Genomic DNA, 14,340 nt, shown 5'->3' with positions numbered 1-14,340 from the left:
ATGACGACCAGCACTCCGCGACGTCATGGCGTCCCGGTGCGCCGCTGGCTGCTACTCACGGCGGCCATCCTCGTCGCGCTGAACCTGCGCGGGCCGATCGCGGCCGTCTCGCCGGTACTGCCACGTATTCAGGACGCGCTGGGGCTGAGCGCGGGCGCCGCATCGCTGCTGACGTCGATCCCGGTGCTGTGCTTCTCGATCGCCGCGCCAGCGGCCACCCTGCTCGCCGCCCGTACCGGACCGGAGCGTGCGATCGGCATCGGCCTTGCTGGCATCGCGCTCGGCACGCTGGTGCGCTCTGTCGACGGCCAGCCAGCGGTGCTGGCGGGCACCGTCCTGATCGGCGTGGCCATCACGGTGGGCAACGTGCTGGTGCCGGTGGTGATCAAACGCGATTTCGCCGACCGCGTCGGCAGCGTCACCGGCCTCTACACCGCCGCGCTCGCCGGTGGCGCCGCGCTCACCGCGGCACTGACCGCACCGGTGGCGGACGCCGCTGGGTGGCGGATCGCGCTGGGCGGCTGGGGCGTGCTCGCCGTGGCTGCCTGGTTCGCCTGGACGACGGCGCTGCCCCAGCGCGCCGGTGCCGTGGCTGGCCGGAAAACCGGCCGCGCTTCGGTGGTACGGCACCCGCTCGCCTGGGTACTCGCACTGTTCCTCGGCTGCCAGTCCACGCTGTACTACGCGATGACCGCGTGGCTGCCGACCGTCCTCGTCGATACCGCGGGAACCAGCGAGGCGACCGGCGGTGCCGCCATGTCGCTGTTCCAGCTCATCGGCATCACGACGACGCTCATCGTCCCGCCGCTGGCCACCCGGCTCGCCGGTCAGCGTGGGCTGGCGATGCTGGTGGCCGCGCTCTGGCTGTCCTCGCTGGCCGGGCTGCTCCTGCTGCCCGACGTCTGGCCACTATGGAGTGTCCTCGCGGGTTTGGCCCAGGGAGCGGGCATCTCACTCGCCTTCACACTGGTCATCCTGCGGGCGCGTAGGTCGGAGTCGGTGGCCGCGCTGTCCGGGCTCACCCAGGGTGCCGGGTATGCGCTCGGCGCGTCCGGCCCCCTGGTCATGGGCGTGCTGCTCGACGTTACCGGCGGCTGGACGGTGCCGCTGCTCGCGTTGCTCGGCATCGCCGCTGCCCTCGGCGCGGCGGGTATCGCCGCGGGCCGCGCCGGTGTTTACGTGGACGACTGAGCAGTGCCGACGGCCTGCCGGGCGGCGGCCCGCGCGGCGGCCCGCGGGTGCAGGACCCGCTCGCCAAGACGTCGTCCCAGCTCGGTGTACGCGGAGAACTTCGCCTCGCCGAACCACTGGTCGCCCGTGCTGTCGTGCGGGAATTCCGGGTGCTTCGCGGCGTACGCGAGCAGCGGGTACGGCAACTCCGGCCACAGCAGCGCCTTCGCGATCACGATCCGGCCCGCCACGCCGTCGAGTCCGGACTCGGGCGGGTAGAGCACCGTCCCCCGGATCACCGGGCTCGTCACCAGCCGCGCGTTCAGCGCGCTGAGCGGGTTCTCCGGCGGTAACGCCGTGCCGCTGCCCGGTTCGATGTCGCCAGGCCACGGCTGGTCCAGCTCCACCCGCACGCCCAGTTCGTGCTGCGCCAGCCGCAACGCCTCGGCCAGCGCCGTCGCGGTCGGCGGCCGGTCACCGCTGGCGTCGATGCAGTAGATCATGGTGCAGCGACGCCGGAACAGCTCCACCAGACCGAGGTTGTCGTAGTGACCGCCGTCGGTGACGTGCAGCAGCCGGTCGTCGTGCGAGTGGATGCCACAGACCTCCTTGAGCAGGTACGGCAACCGCCGCGCCGTCGGCAACGGCTGCCGCGCCCAGTCGCCGGAGTTCGCACTGGCATGCAAGTAGCCCGGGTTCGGCAGCCACGTCCCGAGCCGCGCGCCGGAGACAGCGAGCAAGGTCTGGTACCAGCGCGCCGCCCTGCCCATGGCTGAGGCGAACGCCGCCCCGCTGCTCGCGACCGCGCCCTGGACCGTGAGGTCACGCCGGAAGCGCTCCGCGACGACGTTCTCCAGCCACGGCGTCGCCGTCCAGCCGACGTCTGGCCCGCCGACCCAGTCGGCGCTCATCGTGTATGACACGCAGTTCAGCCCGGGCGGGGTACGCGACTCCCCGGTGAGATGCGCGGCGGCGGCGAAGATCACCTGCGGGAACCGGAGCCCCTCCCCTCTCGCGCCGTACGTCGACAGCGAGGTCAGCTCCGTGCTCCGATACGGCACGGCGACAATCCGGTCGTCACGGCCTCGGCGCACGGCACGCACCGCGAACGCGTCAGCGAGCCGTTCCCGGTAGAACGGGTGCAGGCTCAGCGACGTCTCGTCGAAGCCAATCCCGATCGCCAGCAGCAACACGCCGACGACGCCAGCCGTCCACAGCGCGGCATCGCCGCTGACCGTGGCCGACCCGGCGAACAGCAGCAGCCACGCGGCGCCGAGCACGCCGAGGGTGACGACGACGAGCACCCGTTGCAGCAAGCCGCTCGGTACTGCCCCGGTGACGACCTCGCCGTCCTTCCCGCGGTTGCCGAACCGACCGGTGATGCGCGTCCGGTGCTTCCACACGATCGACACGAGGGTGGTGAGGTAAGTCAGCACGACGGTGCCGATCGGCCCGCCGACCGCGATGGTCAGCTCCCGCTCGGCAAGGATCCACTCCGCGATGCCGATGAGGCTGGGAATCACGAGCGTGAGCGCGGCGAATACCAGGGTCAGACCGGTCAGCGCGCTGGCCGCCCGCTGTGCCCGCTCCCCCTGCGGGGTACGCGCCGCGACCTGCGCGTACCGCGACAGCAGGAACACCACGACGACCAATGCCACGAGCAGGTACAGCGCCCCGGCGCGCGGCTGCGGAACGACGTCGCCGATCGGCGTGAGCGGCACGGTCCGGTAAAACCAGCCCGCGAGCACACCGAGCACCACAGCTGGCGCGAACAGCAGGAACAGCGACAGCAGCAGCCCGCGCGCCAGCACGCCCAGCGCGGCGACCACCTCCCACGGGGTGTCGGCGAGATAGGCCGAGTGGCGCCGGACGTGGTTCTCCTCGGCGGTGCCGTGCTGGTAAGCGTGCTCCGGGTCGCGCAGCACCGTGTCATCGCTGGTGCCGGTGAACCTCTCGTCGTTGACGGCGTCGGTCAGCGCCTGCTGCAGCGCACCGGCGGTGTAGCCGCCACCGGAGACCGACACCAAGTACCTGGCGCCGAGCAACTCGGATCGCAACGTCTGCAGCGCACCCATCGCGACGCTCGCCGCTCGGATGCCGCCACCGGAGAGACAGAAGCCAACGGTGTCATCCCCCTGGGCGAAACGCCTGCTGACGTCGACGGGGTCGACGCCGGGCACCCGATACCCGGCGCGCCACCGCGCGGCGTCGCCGCTATCCGCCGTGGTCTCCCGCAGCACCGGCGGGTCGTCCAGTTCGAGCGGCTCGCCGGGCCGGACGTCGTCAGCGCGCAGCGCCATGATCCGCGACGCGGGGTGCGGCCGGGCCCGCTTGAGCACGATGACGGCGCCGGCGAGCGCGACCGGCGCGGCGGGTAGCAGTGCGGCGACCATGAGCACGGTGGCCGCGGTAGCGATGTCGAGGAGCCATATAGCGCTGGTCGTGTGTGTCAGCAGCAGGACGTTCTTGACGACACCCGCGACGACCACCGTCACGGCGGCGAACTGGGCGAAGCCTGCCATGCGGCGCTGACGTGGCGTGCTGGCGACCCAGCGCGCGGCCGTCGAGCCGAGCAGCAGCCCGGCGCCGTAGCAGGCGAGGAACGCGAAGTCCCACCACAGTGCCCCGGGGAGGCCGTCTGGCAGCGGGAGCGGCTGGCCGCTCCCGCCCAGTGCGATGGCGATGACATCCACCCGAGGAGCGGTCGCGGCATAGAGCCCCCAGCCCGCGAGCGGGAACGCGAGCGCGGCGAGCGCGATGCTGATCGCGGCCGCCCTGCCGGGTGTGCGAACCCGGCCCGCTGCGGGGCCGGGGCCGGTCGGCGGCGAGGTCGGCTGTTGCGTTGCTGGCCCGGTCGGCTCGGTCGGCGGCTGGTTGTCTCGGTCCATGGCTGCCTCCTTTGGCACCCGTCAGGACCAAGCGTGACGCTCGGTGTTCACCCAAGAGTCGCCTTCCGGCTGCGGTAAGTTACCGACTCGCCCGATTCGTTACGCGGGATCGCTGTCGGCTCGGGAGTGCCGTCGGCGCGGGAACACCTAGGCCACCCGGTTCGGCGGTTCGCGCCCATCGAGGTACGCCGCGAGGTTGTCCAGCACGCGCATGCCCATCGCGGTGCGGGTCCCCACCGTCGCGCTGCCCATGTGCGGCAGCAGCACGACGTTGTCCAGCGCCCGCAGCTCGGCGGGCACGTCTGGCTCGTTCTCGTACACGTCGAGGCCGGCGCCGGCGATGGTGCCGTCCCACAGCGCATCGGCGAGCGCACGCTGGTCGACGACGTCGCCCCGCGCGGTGTTGATCAGGAACGCCGTTGGTTTCATCCGCTTCAGCCGGGTGGCGTCGATGAGGTGGCGGTTGGCGGCACGTCCCGGTACGTGGACCGACACCACGTCGGCGGCCGCCAGCACCTCGTCGATCGAATCGAGCTGCGTGGCGTCGGGGACGCCGTCGACCGCGACGCCGTCCTTGTTGTCGTGGAAGACGACGGGCATCCCGAAGCCATGACGCGCGCGGCGGGCGACCGCGGCGCCGATGCGGCCCATGCCCAGGATGCCGAGCGTCCTGCCGGTGACCTCGGTGCCGAGCAGGTGGGTCGGACGCCAGCCGGTCCACGCGCCAGCGCGCAGCTCCCGCTCACCCTCGCCAGCCCGCCGCGTGGCCATGAGCAGCAGCGTCATGGCGATGTCGGCGGTGGCATCGGTGAGCACGCCGGGCGTGTTGGTCACGACAACGCCAGCCGCGGCGGCGGCATCGACGTCGATGTGATGGTAGCCGACGCCGAAATTGCCGAGGAACCGGGTGCGGATGGGCGGCTGGAACAGCTCGGCGGGTAGCCGGTCGGAGACAGTGGGCAGCACGACGTCCGCATGCTGGAGCGCGTCGCGCAGGTCGTCCTGGTCGAGCGGGACGTCGTCGGCGTTGAGCCGCACCGATGGGTAGCGCTTGCACAGCTCGGCCTCCACCGATTCCGGCCACTTCCTGGTCACCACGATCACGGGATCGGTCACGCGCTCCACCATGCCACGACGGGGCGGTAATGCCACGTGCGACCAGTACTCGCGGCGTGACCCATCCGATCCGCCGTTGGATCCGAATACGTAACAAAATTACGTAGCTTTCCGGGTACAAAACCACACTGGCTACGACACGCTGGAAACGTAGTCGCGGCTGACAACGACAGGAAGCCAGATGGTTCCCCCGACACCGAGGCAGGCGACATGAGCACCACAACGAACCGCCCCTCAACCGAGCACCTGCAGCACAAGGTGTGGCAGGCATGGTTGCGGCTCAAGCAAGCACGGGTGGACTGTGATATCACCACGATGCTTGAAGCCGAGGGCGAGATGAACTCCCTGCTGGACCAACTCGCGTCGCGGAAACTGGCGGCGGCGTAGGACCGGTACCGCGCAGGACGTTGGCCGCTCCATAGCGGCTACACATCCAACACGCATGCGAGGTCATCTCCCTCACGCCGCTTCACGAGGCGTGGACCGCCTAAGCATCTAGACCGCATTGATGTTGATTGACTAGCCGGGATAGACTACGCTGCGTGGTAAAGGAGATGAAGTACCGGGACGTCCAGCGGGCGCTCACCACACACGGCTGCACCCACAAATCGACACGAGGCAGTCATGAAAAATGGGTGTGCCCCTGCGGTAGGCACCTGACCGTCGTTCCGCACCACAAGATCGTCTCCCCTGGTGTTGTGCGCGAGACAATCAGAAGTTTGAGCTGCCTGCCGAAGGGATGGTTGCAGTGACCACGTACATCGTTACAGCCAAGCGCTGGTCACGTGGCTGGGAGCTGCACATTGACGGCGTCGGCGTAACACAGGCGCGCTCACTCTCCGTGGCGGAGAGCATGGCACGGGAGTACATCGCGTTCAAGCTCGACATCAATGATGAGAACTCGTTCGATGTCGATGTCGTGCCAGAACTCGATGCTGACCTATCGCGGCAAGTACGCACCGCGCGCGAGCAGGTCAGGACTGCCGCGCGACAGCAGCAGAAAGCCGCGGCCCAGCAGCGAGACGTCGCCAGGAAACTCAGCGAAACCGGCCTGACCGGCAGGGAGATCGCAGCCGTACTCGGCATGTCGCCGCAGCGAGTGAGTCAGCTACTCAGCAAGAGCGATACGCCGGGTCACAAGGCGGTCGCGAGCTCGAAGGCCGCTCCGTCCGCGTCTGCGCGGGTGGCGGCCTCGAATAGCGCGGTCGAACCCGAGCGCCCGTGACGAACAGGTCCGCCGCCATTTCATCCCAACAGTTCGACGTCGCACGTAAGCCCAGGTGCATTGCTGAGTCGCTTGTCTCCGGTCAGTAATGACAGTTCGAGACGCGTGGCGAGGGAGACGTAGAGCGCGTCGTAAAAGGACAGGTTGTCACGCAGTCCCCAGGCGTGTTCGGCGAGCGTGCCAGTATGCGGGTAGCGATAGTCGATGATCACCCGTGCGGCTCGCAGCGCCGTCAACGCCTCCGCCGCCGTGATGTCCCCGGCACGAGCGCGTTTGCGCAGCACATTGCCCAGCTCCGCATCGATCAGGTGTGGCGCGTGACATCGGAACTCACGCAGTTGAGTGCGGAGATCGGCAGCCGTCGACGTCTTGCCGAGAAACGCGTACGCGAGCGCGGACGCGTCAATGACCTGATCTTTCACCGGCGATCCGCTGCCAGGTCAGCGATAATGTCGTCGAGTTCCGCGCCCGGCGAGTCTTCAGCGGCAAGTGCCGACTCGACGGCAGCCCATGCCTCTTCTTTCGTCGGCTTGCTGGCGAGATCGACGATCTGATCACGCATATATGCCTGGATGGACTGTCCGGCAGCGCGCGCACGCCGCCGGATCGTTTCGTACGCCTCTTCCGGTAGATCCCGGACCTGGATCGTGGCCATAGCACCACGATAGCGCTATAGCGCTGAAATAGCGCTGCTGGGCCTTCGGGCGGACGTACCGGGGCCCGATCCTGGCAGGGTCACTGACGCACCTTGGGCCAGCGAACTCGTACCGTGTAGCAGCGACAGCGAAGAGGAGCGCGATGAGCAACCGCCGTCAGATCGGCCCAGCGGGCACCGTGGCGCGCGTCATTGGTGGCCTCGCGTTCATCGTCCTGCCCACCCTGTTCGACCGGCCGGACAACGGGATCGGGTGGTGGGACGCGCTCGCGATCGTGGTCGTGTTCCCGGTCATCGCGATCGCTGCGGCCGCTGGTGTCGACTGGCTGTATCAGCGTCGGGATGTGGCAGACATCCGGCGGGTGCGCACGGGCTGGTCGTTGGAACAAGCGGGCGCGACAGCCATCGTGATGCTGGTGGTGATCGGCGTCGCGACCGTGTTGACGTTCATCTCCCCGATGAATCGGTGGGACGTCTTCGTCTTCGTTGGATTGTCCATGTTGCTCGCCGCGGCGCGCGGCTACGGCGGGTGCGAACTGCTGGCGTTGCCGAACGTCGTGCTGCGACGCGAGGACGCGATCTGGTGCCCGATCTACTCCCCGATCGATCGGGTGGAAGAGCGGGACGAGACGGCGTAAGCACTCCTGGCCGCGCCGTCGACGCACCCCTCACTCAGCCCTCGGCGTGCAGAGCGAGCCACAACTCGGCGCGAACGCCTGGGCTGTCGAGATCACGGTCGATCAGCTGCGTCACCTTCGCCAGCCGGTTGCGCAGCGTGTGCCGGTGCACCCCGAGCTGGGTGGCCGCGCGGTCCCAATGGCCGTTGTGTTCCAGCCAGCAACGCAACGACGTCAGCAGTTCACCGCGCCCCGCCGCGTCGTGGTCACGCAACGGGGCAAGCATCCGGTCTGCGAACGCCAGCGCCATCTCGGGCGCCAGCAGTCCGAGGAGCCCTCCCGCAGCGTGTTCGTCGTAGCGCAGCACGGGTTTGCCCGCCGTGCGCGCCGCGTCCGCGGCCTGATGCGCCTGCCGGTAGCCGGCCTCGATGTCCGCTGTGGACGCTACTCCCGCGTGCAGGCCGCTGATGCGTTCCGCGAGCCGGGTGACACCAGCGACGTCGTCACCGATGACGAGCACCCCGTCATCGTGCTCGGCGGCGAAGACCCGCGGCAGCTCGGTTTCCAGCACGTCCATCGCCGCAGCCCGCGCCCGCGCGTGGCCCAGCAGCGACACCACCTGCCACGGCGGTCCCGACAGCGAGCCAAACACCGTGCCGATGGTGTCCAGTGCCAGCTTCTGCTGGCCAGCGAGCAGCAGCGCGGCGAGCCCTGACCGGAGCCCGCGCAGGCTCTCACCGTGAACGCGGTCCTGTTCCAGTGATAGCGACAGCAGCGACGCCGCTGTGGTCACGATGTGCCGGTCGGCGTTGTCCAGCCCGGCCGGTGCGCCCACCGCGAGGAACCCGCGCCCTCTCGTGCTCAGCGCCTGCAGCAGCACCTCGTCGCCGTCAACGGTCGCCAGCCGGGACCCGGCCCGCACCTGTCGCAGCTCCGCGCGCAGCGCGTCGGCGCGCGACCGTGCGGACGCGGGCGCCGCCTCGCGCACCACACCCGAGGAATCCAGCAACAACGCCCAGGCGTCAACCAGCCGCGCGAGCTTGCGTACCAGCGCGCCGGGTCCGCGCCTGCTCAGCGCCGTGCGCGTCAGCTCCTGCTGCCCCTTCCCCGTGCGCACCACAGCGGCGTACTCGTCGGCTGCGACGGCGGCGGAGACGGCTTTGGTGATCGCGATGAACGGCGTCCCGTGCGGCACCTCAACCAGCGGCAGCCCCTGCTCGGCGGCGGCGTCGATCAACGCATGCGGGACTTCGGCGTGGCTGAGGCCGCTGCCGAAGCCGACCCCGGTGACCCCGGCGGCCACCAGGCGTCGCACGTAGTCGGTCACCGAGACGTCGTCGATGGTGAGTCCGGTGGTGAGCAGCAGCTCGCCACCGTCGAGAAACGCGGTGGGGTCGGCCAGTTCGGTCGGATGTACCCAGGCGATCTCCCGGTCGAGCGCATGCTCACTCGCGAGAACCCGCAGGTCAAGCGGACGTTGCGCCACCAAGTCGCGCAGGGCAAGTGCCATAGTGTCGAATTCTAACCGTCATCTTGTCCAACTTGGCACCCTGACGGGCCGGCGCCCGTGGCGCATGCTGAGGCGCATGACGGCTACGACCACTTCCTCCCGGCTCCGTACCGAGGTCCCCGGCCCCGAATCGCGTGCGCTGCACCAGCGACGTACCAGCGCCGTCGCGGCCGGGGTGGGCTCGGTGCTGCCGGCGTACGTGACGTCCGCGAACGGCGGGCTGCTCACTGACGCCGACGGCAACACCCTCATCGACCTGGGCTCCGGCATCGCGGTGACCAACGTCGGCCACGCGGCACCCGCCGTCGTCGAGCGGGTGCGCGAGCAGGCCGAGCGGTTCACCCACACCTGTTTCATGGTCACGCCCTACGAGGGCTACGTCGAGGTGTGCGAAACGCTGAACCAGCTCACGCCCGGCGACCACGAGAAGCGCTCGGTGCTGTTCAACTCCGGTGCCGAGGCAGTGGAGAACGCGGTGAAGATCGCCAGGGTCGCCACCGGACGGCAGGCCGTCGTCGTGTTCGACCACGCCTACCACGGCCGCACCAACCTGACCATGGCGCTCACGGCGAAATCCGTACCGTACAAGCACGGTTTCGGCCCGTTCGCGCCCGAGGTGTACCGGGTTCCTGGGTCCTACCCGTGCCACGACGGCCTGACCGGCGAACAGGCGGCCGCCGCCGCGATCGATCGGATCGAGAAGCAGCTCGGAGGCGACTCGGTCGCCGCTGTCGTGATCGAACCGATCCAGGGCGAAGGCGGGTTCATCGAGCCAGCGCCGGGGTTCCTGTCCGCGCTGTCACGCTGGTGCACGGCCAACGGCGCGGTGTTCGTCGCCGACGAGGTGCAGACCGGTTTCTGCCGCACCGGCGCGTGGTTCGCCTGCGAACACGAGGACGTCGTGCCCGACCTGGTCGCGACCGCGAAGGGCATCGCTGGCGGCCTCCCGCTGGCCGCCGTCACCGGACGGGCCGAGCTGATGGACGCCGTGCCCCCCGGCGGGCTCGGCGGCACCTACGGCGGCAACCCGATCGCCTGCGCGGCCGGACTTGGCGCGATCGAGACCATGCGCACGGAAAACCTGGCCGATGCCGCGCGGTCGATCGGCGACATGGTCCTGCCCCGGCTGCGCGCACTGGCCGAAGAGACCGGCGTCATCGGTGACGTCCGGGGCAGGGGCGCGATGCTGGCGGTGGAGTTCGTTCGCCCCGGCACGCACGAGCCCGATCCGGATATCACCAAGCGCATCGCCACGGCGTGTCACGCGGCCGGGGTCGTGGTGTTGACCTGCGGCACCTACGGCAACGTGGTTCGGCTGCTGCCACCGCTGACACTGCCCGCCGACCTGCTGGACGAGGGTCTGTCGGCACTGGAAACCGCGACCCGCGAGGAGGCAACCCGATGAGCACGCCATTCTGGATCGCGGGCAAGCCGGTGACCAGCGGCGAGACCGCCCCGGTCTACCACTCCTACGACGGTTCCAAGGCGGGTGTCCACTGCGTACCGTCCACACCGGACGTCGAGCGCGCGGTAGCCGCCGCGCACGAGGCCCGTGCGGAGACGGCAGCGCTGCCCGCCCATGCCCGTGCCGCGGCGCTGGACCACGTCTCGCGCGCACTGACCGAGCGCACCGAGGAGTTCGCGCAGCTGATCACCGCCGAGTCGGCCAAGCCAATCACCTGGGCGCGCGCGGAGGTGGGCCGGGCCGCGTCGACGTTCCGCTGGGCCGCCGAGGAGGCCCGCCGGTTCTCCGGCGAGTTGCAGCGGCTCGACACCGACCCCGGCGCGACCGGGCGGATCGCGATGGTGAGGCGGGTGCCGCGTGGCCCGGTCCTCGGCATCACGCCGTTCAACTTCCCGTTGAACCTGGTGGCACACAAGGTGGCGCCCGCGCTCGCGGTCGGTGCGCCGATCGTGCTCAAGCCAGCCCCCGCGACCCCGCTCACCGCACTGGCGCTCGGCGAGGTGCTGGCCGAAACCGACCTGCCCGCCGGTAGTTGGTCGATCCTGCCGGTCGGCAACGAGGTCGCCGCCGAGCTGGTCAGCGATCCGAGGCTGCCGGTGGTGTCGTTCACCGGCTCGGTGCCGGTGGGCTGGCGGATCAGGGACGCGGTGCCACGCAAGCACGTCGCGCTGGAGCTGGGCGGCAACGCCGCGGCGGTCGTATGTCCTGACTGGACGGATCTGGACTTCGCCGCGAAGCGAATCGCCACGTTCGCGATGTATCAGGCCGGGCAGTCGTGCATCGCGGTGCAGCGGGTGTACGCGCACGCGGACATCTTCGATGACCTCGCCGAGCGGGTTGTGCAACAGGTCGGTGCGCTGGGCACCGGCGATCCGCGCTCGCAGCACACGCACGTCGGACCGCTGATCGACGTCGCGGCCGCCGAGCGCGTCGAGTCCTGGGTGGACGACGCGATCGCCGCTGGTGCACGGCGGCGTCTCGGCGGCAGGCGCGAGGGCGCGACCGTGGAACCGACGGTGCTGACCGACGTCGGCGAGGACGCATCCGTGATGGCAGACGAGGTGTTCGGCCCCGTGGTCTGCCTGAACCCGGTCACCTCGGTCGACGAGGCACTGCACCGGGTGAACGACTCGCGGTTCGGTCTGCAAACCGGCGTGTTCACCCGCGATCTGCCGACCGCGTTCCAGGCGTCCGCCACGCTGGACGTCGGCGGGGTCGTGGTGGGCGACGTGCCGAGCTTCCGGGCTGACCAGATGCCCTACGGCGGGGTGAAGGACTCCGGCGTCGGCCGCGAGGGCCCTGCGGCCGCGATGGCTGACTTCACCGAGGAGCGCGTCACCGTCCTCACCGGACTCCAGCTGTAGCGGGCAGTCCATCGGCTTCGCCGGGGAAATGGCGCGATCCGCTCCGGATTAGGGACTACATGTCCGGTTCTCGCGACCATTTCCCTGGCGAAGCCAGGCCGGACACGACAACGGGCCGGGAACGCCGAAGCGCTCCCGGCCCGAGTCAGGGACTTAGCCGTTACGGCGTGCCGCCGTTGCCAGGCCGCAGGCCCTCACCGGCGTCGCCGCCGAGGCTCGGCTTGAGCACGACAAGGCCGTTGTTGCGGTCGCTACCGAGGACGTAGACCTCGCCGTCGATGACGGTCGGGTACACGCCCCAGAAGTTGGTCGCGGCCGCCTGGGCGTTGCCGTTGCTGTCCAGTGTCGGCTGGCAGTCGGACTGGCCGTAGCAACCGATCCACTGCCCGGTCCAGTCCAGGTTGGATGGGTCGGAGGCATCCAGCGCGATCATGCCGTCGGAGTACCACGAGATGAACGCGGTGTCGGCGAATTCCGTGCCCTGTGGGCCCATCACGATGTTGTGCATCGTGTAGTCACCGGGCAGCGGCGGGTCCTGGAACGTGCTCGGCGGTGCGAACGAGTCCACCTCGGCGAACTTGTCCTCGCCCGTCCGGGTGTCGATGGAGCGCAGGTAGCCCCAGCCGTCGAACAGGTTCTGCACGTTGAACGTCGTGGCGCCCGCCGCGACCGCGTTCTCCATGGCGACGCCGTCGCTGTTGCCGACGAAGAAGCCGAAGAAGTCGTCGATCCCGCTGCCGCCCATCAGCACGAGCGAGTCGCCGCGCGCGGCGTCGTTGTAGACGACCATGCCGATGGCGCCCTGCGCCTTGGCGTTCTCGGCCTTGAGCTGGAAGGTGCAGCTACCCCGCGAGATCAGCGCGACCTTGCCGGTCATGTCGATGCCGTTCTGCGAGCACAGCTCACCGCCCGCGCTGACCATTTCCTCGGGCAGTGGGTTGGGGTCGAGCTCGGCCAGCGGCGTAGTGAAGGCGCCCTCCGCAGCATTGACCTCCACCGGGTCGCCCGCGGCGGGATCGTAGGTAGCCACCGAGCGGTGCGGCGAGAAGTCCTCGTCACCCATCAGGACGTACCGGCCGTCCTCGGCGGGTGCTGGCACGGCGACGTGGCTATTGCCCTCTTCACCAGTGGCGTCACCCTCGGGACCGGTGGTGTCGTAGTCGCTGTCACCCAGGAACACCGGGTTGGCCGGGTCGCTCAGGTCGAGCAGGATCAGCCCGGCGTCCCAATAGGACAGATAGCCGATGGTCTTGCCATCGTGCTCCTCCACCCAGATGTCGTGCAGGAACGTCGACGCGAACGAACCGAGGCCGTTCGCGCCCTGCGGGTCGGTGGTCGCGTCAAGCCAGTCCGGCCAGCCGACCGCCGCCACCTCGACCGGGTTGGCCGGTTTGGTGACGTCGAGGATGTGGAAGTCACGAACATTGTCGTCGTCGACGATGCCGAGGTAGGTCCGGCCGTCGGACTCCCAGAAGTAGGTGTTGTGCACGCCGAAGTTGCCATCGGTTCCGGAACGGCCCTTGATGTAGGCCTTCTTCAGCAACTCAGGTTTGGCCGGGTCGGACACGTCGTAGAGCACGACGCCGCCCTTGTTCTCCTTGCTCCCGCCGTCGCCGCGGGTCTCGAAGCACGGCTCCTGGGTCGCGGCGAGGATGTCTCCGCTGAAATGCGGGCTGTCCATCGACGTCACCTTGACGTCGTTGACCCTGGTGTTGGGCATGGACTCCAGGTTGCCGACGTAGGCCGGGTTCGCCGGGTCGTTGATGTCGACGATGCGAGTGCCGAACCGCGAGCAGTCCGGCTCGTAGAAGGTGCCGACGTAGGCGTAACCGTCGTGCTCCCAGACGTCGGTGATCGAGCCGATTCCGGTGTCGACCTCGCCGTCGCCGTCCTCGTCGAAGGTGTAGCTCGAGACATGGTCGAACCCAACGGCGCGCGCGTCCGGGCCGGACTCGCCTGGCTCCGCCGTCTGGTGCCCGGACAGCTGGTGACGCGTGTAGACGTCGGCGGCGCCATACAGCGCGCCGCCGTCACCCTGGATGCTGTCGTCGTGCGCCGATGCCGGGATCGCCAGCGGTAGCGCGACGACGAGCGCGGCTACGGGTGGTAGCCACCATCGTTTCGCAGAAGTAGCTTTCATGCCCTCGCTCTCCTCGTGTCGATAGGCCGCCGGGGTCCGTTCACCCGGCGGCCCATAAGTTGATCCGGTCGTTGTGACGATCAACACCGCCATTCGGACTAAAGTGAGCGACTTTCGAAACGGCGCCACTCGACGGGAATGCGACGTCCCAGCCCGCGGAGCGCGGTTACTCGACTTCGCCGGGGATAGT

General features: G+C 69.3%; 13 protein-coding genes. 7 read left to right on the top strand and 6 right to left on the bottom strand.

Going from position 1 to position 14,340, the window contains the following annotated elements; translation table 11 throughout:
- The gene (locus tag AMYHA_RS07370) at nt 1–1,191 is read left to right on the top strand and encodes an MFS transporter (RefSeq protein WP_169732903.1); all 1,191 of its coding nucleotides are present in this window, start codon (nt 1–3) and stop codon (nt 1,189–1,191) included.
- Here the strand turns inward: AMYHA_RS07370 and AMYHA_RS07365 are convergent.
- Together AMYHA_RS07365 and AMYHA_RS07360 are read right to left on the bottom strand one after the other, a co-directional pair.
- Nucleotides 1,176–4,058 (bottom strand): patatin-like phospholipase domain-containing protein, encoded by a 2,883-nt coding sequence (locus tag AMYHA_RS07365; RefSeq protein WP_157361892.1) that lies wholly within the window; start codon nt 4,056–4,058, stop codon nt 1,176–1,178. The two genes, AMYHA_RS07370 and AMYHA_RS07365, sit on opposite strands and share 16 nt — an antisense overlap.
- A gap of 147 nt (nt 4,059–4,205) precedes the next feature.
- Nucleotides 4,206–5,174 (bottom strand): 2-hydroxyacid dehydrogenase, encoded by a 969-nt coding sequence (locus AMYHA_RS07360; RefSeq protein ID WP_231104650.1) that lies wholly within the window; start codon nt 5,172–5,174, stop codon nt 4,206–4,208.
- Nucleotides 5,175–5,384: 210 nt separating this feature from the next.
- On the opposite strand from AMYHA_RS07360, the gene AMYHA_RS26880 reads away from it, so the two are divergent.
- The 3 genes from AMYHA_RS26880 to AMYHA_RS07355 all read left to right on the top strand — a co-directional run bounded on the left by AMYHA_RS26880 (nt 5,385) and on the right by AMYHA_RS07355 (nt 6,399).
- Entirely contained in the window at nt 5,385–5,561 is a 177-nt protein-coding gene (locus AMYHA_RS26880; RefSeq protein WP_157361890.1) for a hypothetical protein, read from the top strand.
- Between the two features lie 167 nt (nt 5,562–5,728).
- A complete protein-coding gene (locus tag AMYHA_RS26295; RefSeq protein ID WP_231104649.1) occupies nt 5,729–5,926 on the top strand; it encodes a type II toxin-antitoxin system HicA family toxin in 198 nt (65 codons plus the stop codon).
- Nucleotides 5,923–6,399 (top strand): sigma-70 family RNA polymerase sigma factor, encoded by a 477-nt coding sequence (locus tag AMYHA_RS07355; protein WP_231104648.1) that lies wholly within the window; start codon nt 5,923–5,925, stop codon nt 6,397–6,399. The genes AMYHA_RS26295 and AMYHA_RS07355 overlap by 4 nt, the downstream gene beginning before the upstream one ends.
- A gap of 20 nt (nt 6,400–6,419) precedes the next feature.
- On the opposite strand, the gene AMYHA_RS07350 is transcribed toward AMYHA_RS07355, so the two are convergent.
- On the bottom strand, nt 6,420–6,821 hold the full coding sequence (locus AMYHA_RS07350; RefSeq protein WP_034269324.1) for a type II toxin-antitoxin system VapC family toxin: 402 nt from the start codon (nt 6,819–6,821) through the stop codon (nt 6,420–6,422).
- On the bottom strand, nt 6,818–7,054 hold the full coding sequence (locus tag AMYHA_RS07345) for a FitA-like ribbon-helix-helix domain-containing protein (protein ID WP_034269321.1): 237 nt from the start codon (nt 7,052–7,054) through the stop codon (nt 6,818–6,820). The genes AMYHA_RS07350 and AMYHA_RS07345 overlap by 4 nt, the downstream gene beginning before the upstream one ends.
- Before the next feature lie 143 nt (nt 7,055–7,197).
- Here AMYHA_RS07345 and AMYHA_RS07340 point away from each other — a divergent pair, with 143 nt between their 5' ends.
- Nucleotides 7,198–7,692, top strand: coding sequence for a DUF6410 domain-containing protein (locus AMYHA_RS07340; protein WP_034269319.1), 495 nt, complete (start codon nt 7,198–7,200; stop codon nt 7,690–7,692).
- A gap of 34 nt (nt 7,693–7,726) precedes the next feature.
- Here the strand turns inward: AMYHA_RS07340 and AMYHA_RS07335 are convergent, their stop codons facing one another.
- Nucleotides 7,727–9,181: a PucR family transcriptional regulator gene (locus AMYHA_RS07335; protein WP_034269316.1), complete on the bottom strand. Its 1,455-nt coding sequence runs from the start codon at nt 9,179–9,181 to the stop codon at nt 7,727–7,729.
- A gap of 76 nt (nt 9,182–9,257) precedes the next feature.
- On the opposite strand from AMYHA_RS07335, the gene gabT reads away from it, so the two are divergent.
- Nucleotides 9,258–10,586 carry a 4-aminobutyrate--2-oxoglutarate transaminase gene (gabT, locus tag AMYHA_RS07330; RefSeq protein WP_034269313.1) on the top strand — a complete coding sequence of 443 codons (1,329 nt, stop codon included), beginning with the start codon at nt 9,258–9,260 and terminating at the stop codon, nt 10,584–10,586.
- Entirely contained in the window at nt 10,583–12,010 is a 1,428-nt protein-coding gene (locus tag AMYHA_RS07325) for an aldehyde dehydrogenase family protein (protein ID WP_034269310.1), read from the top strand. Before gabT ends, AMYHA_RS07325 begins: the two co-directional genes overlap by 4 nt.
- A 160-nt stretch (nt 12,011–12,170) precedes the next feature.
- On the opposite strand, the gene AMYHA_RS27515 is transcribed toward AMYHA_RS07325, so the two are convergent.
- On the bottom strand, nt 12,171–14,150 hold the full coding sequence (locus tag AMYHA_RS27515) for a PA domain-containing protein (protein ID WP_034269307.1): 1,980 nt from the start codon (nt 14,148–14,150) through the stop codon (nt 12,171–12,173).
- Between the last annotated feature and the right edge of the window lie 190 nt (nt 14,151–14,340).

The organism is Haloechinothrix halophila YIM 93223, assembly GCF_000504245.1.
In the GTDB taxonomy this organism is placed as follows: Bacteria; Actinomycetota; Actinomycetes; order Mycobacteriales; family Pseudonocardiaceae; genus Haloechinothrix_A; species Haloechinothrix_A halophila.
Note: the sequence above shows the minus strand (reverse complement) of the source record. Positions and strands in the feature narration are given on the sequence as shown.

Coding starts and splice junctions, on each gene's coding strand:
- AMYHA_RS07370 (WP_169732903.1), top strand. CDS start 1: ATGACGACCAGCACTCCGCGACGTCATGGCGTCCCGGTGCGCCGCTGG.
- AMYHA_RS07365 (WP_157361892.1), bottom strand. CDS start 4,058: ATGGACCGAGACAACCAGCCGCCGACCGAGCCGACCGGGCCAGCAACG.
- AMYHA_RS26880 (WP_157361890.1), top strand. CDS start 5,385: ATGAGCACCACAACGAACCGCCCCTCAACCGAGCACCTGCAGCACAAG.
- AMYHA_RS26295 (WP_231104649.1), top strand. CDS start 5,729: ATGAAGTACCGGGACGTCCAGCGGGCGCTCACCACACACGGCTGCACC.
- AMYHA_RS07345 (WP_034269321.1), bottom strand. CDS start 7,054: ATGGCCACGATCCAGGTCCGGGATCTACCGGAAGAGGCGTACGAAACG.
- AMYHA_RS07340 (WP_034269319.1), top strand. CDS start 7,198: ATGAGCAACCGCCGTCAGATCGGCCCAGCGGGCACCGTGGCGCGCGTC.
- AMYHA_RS07335 (WP_034269316.1), bottom strand. CDS start 9,181: ATGGCACTTGCCCTGCGCGACTTGGTGGCGCAACGTCCGCTTGACCTG.
- gabT (WP_034269313.1), top strand. CDS start 9,258: ATGACGGCTACGACCACTTCCTCCCGGCTCCGTACCGAGGTCCCCGGC.
- AMYHA_RS07325 (WP_034269310.1), top strand. CDS start 10,583: ATGAGCACGCCATTCTGGATCGCGGGCAAGCCGGTGACCAGCGGCGAG.
- AMYHA_RS27515 (WP_034269307.1), bottom strand. CDS start 14,150: ATGAAAGCTACTTCTGCGAAACGATGGTGGCTACCACCCGTAGCCGCG.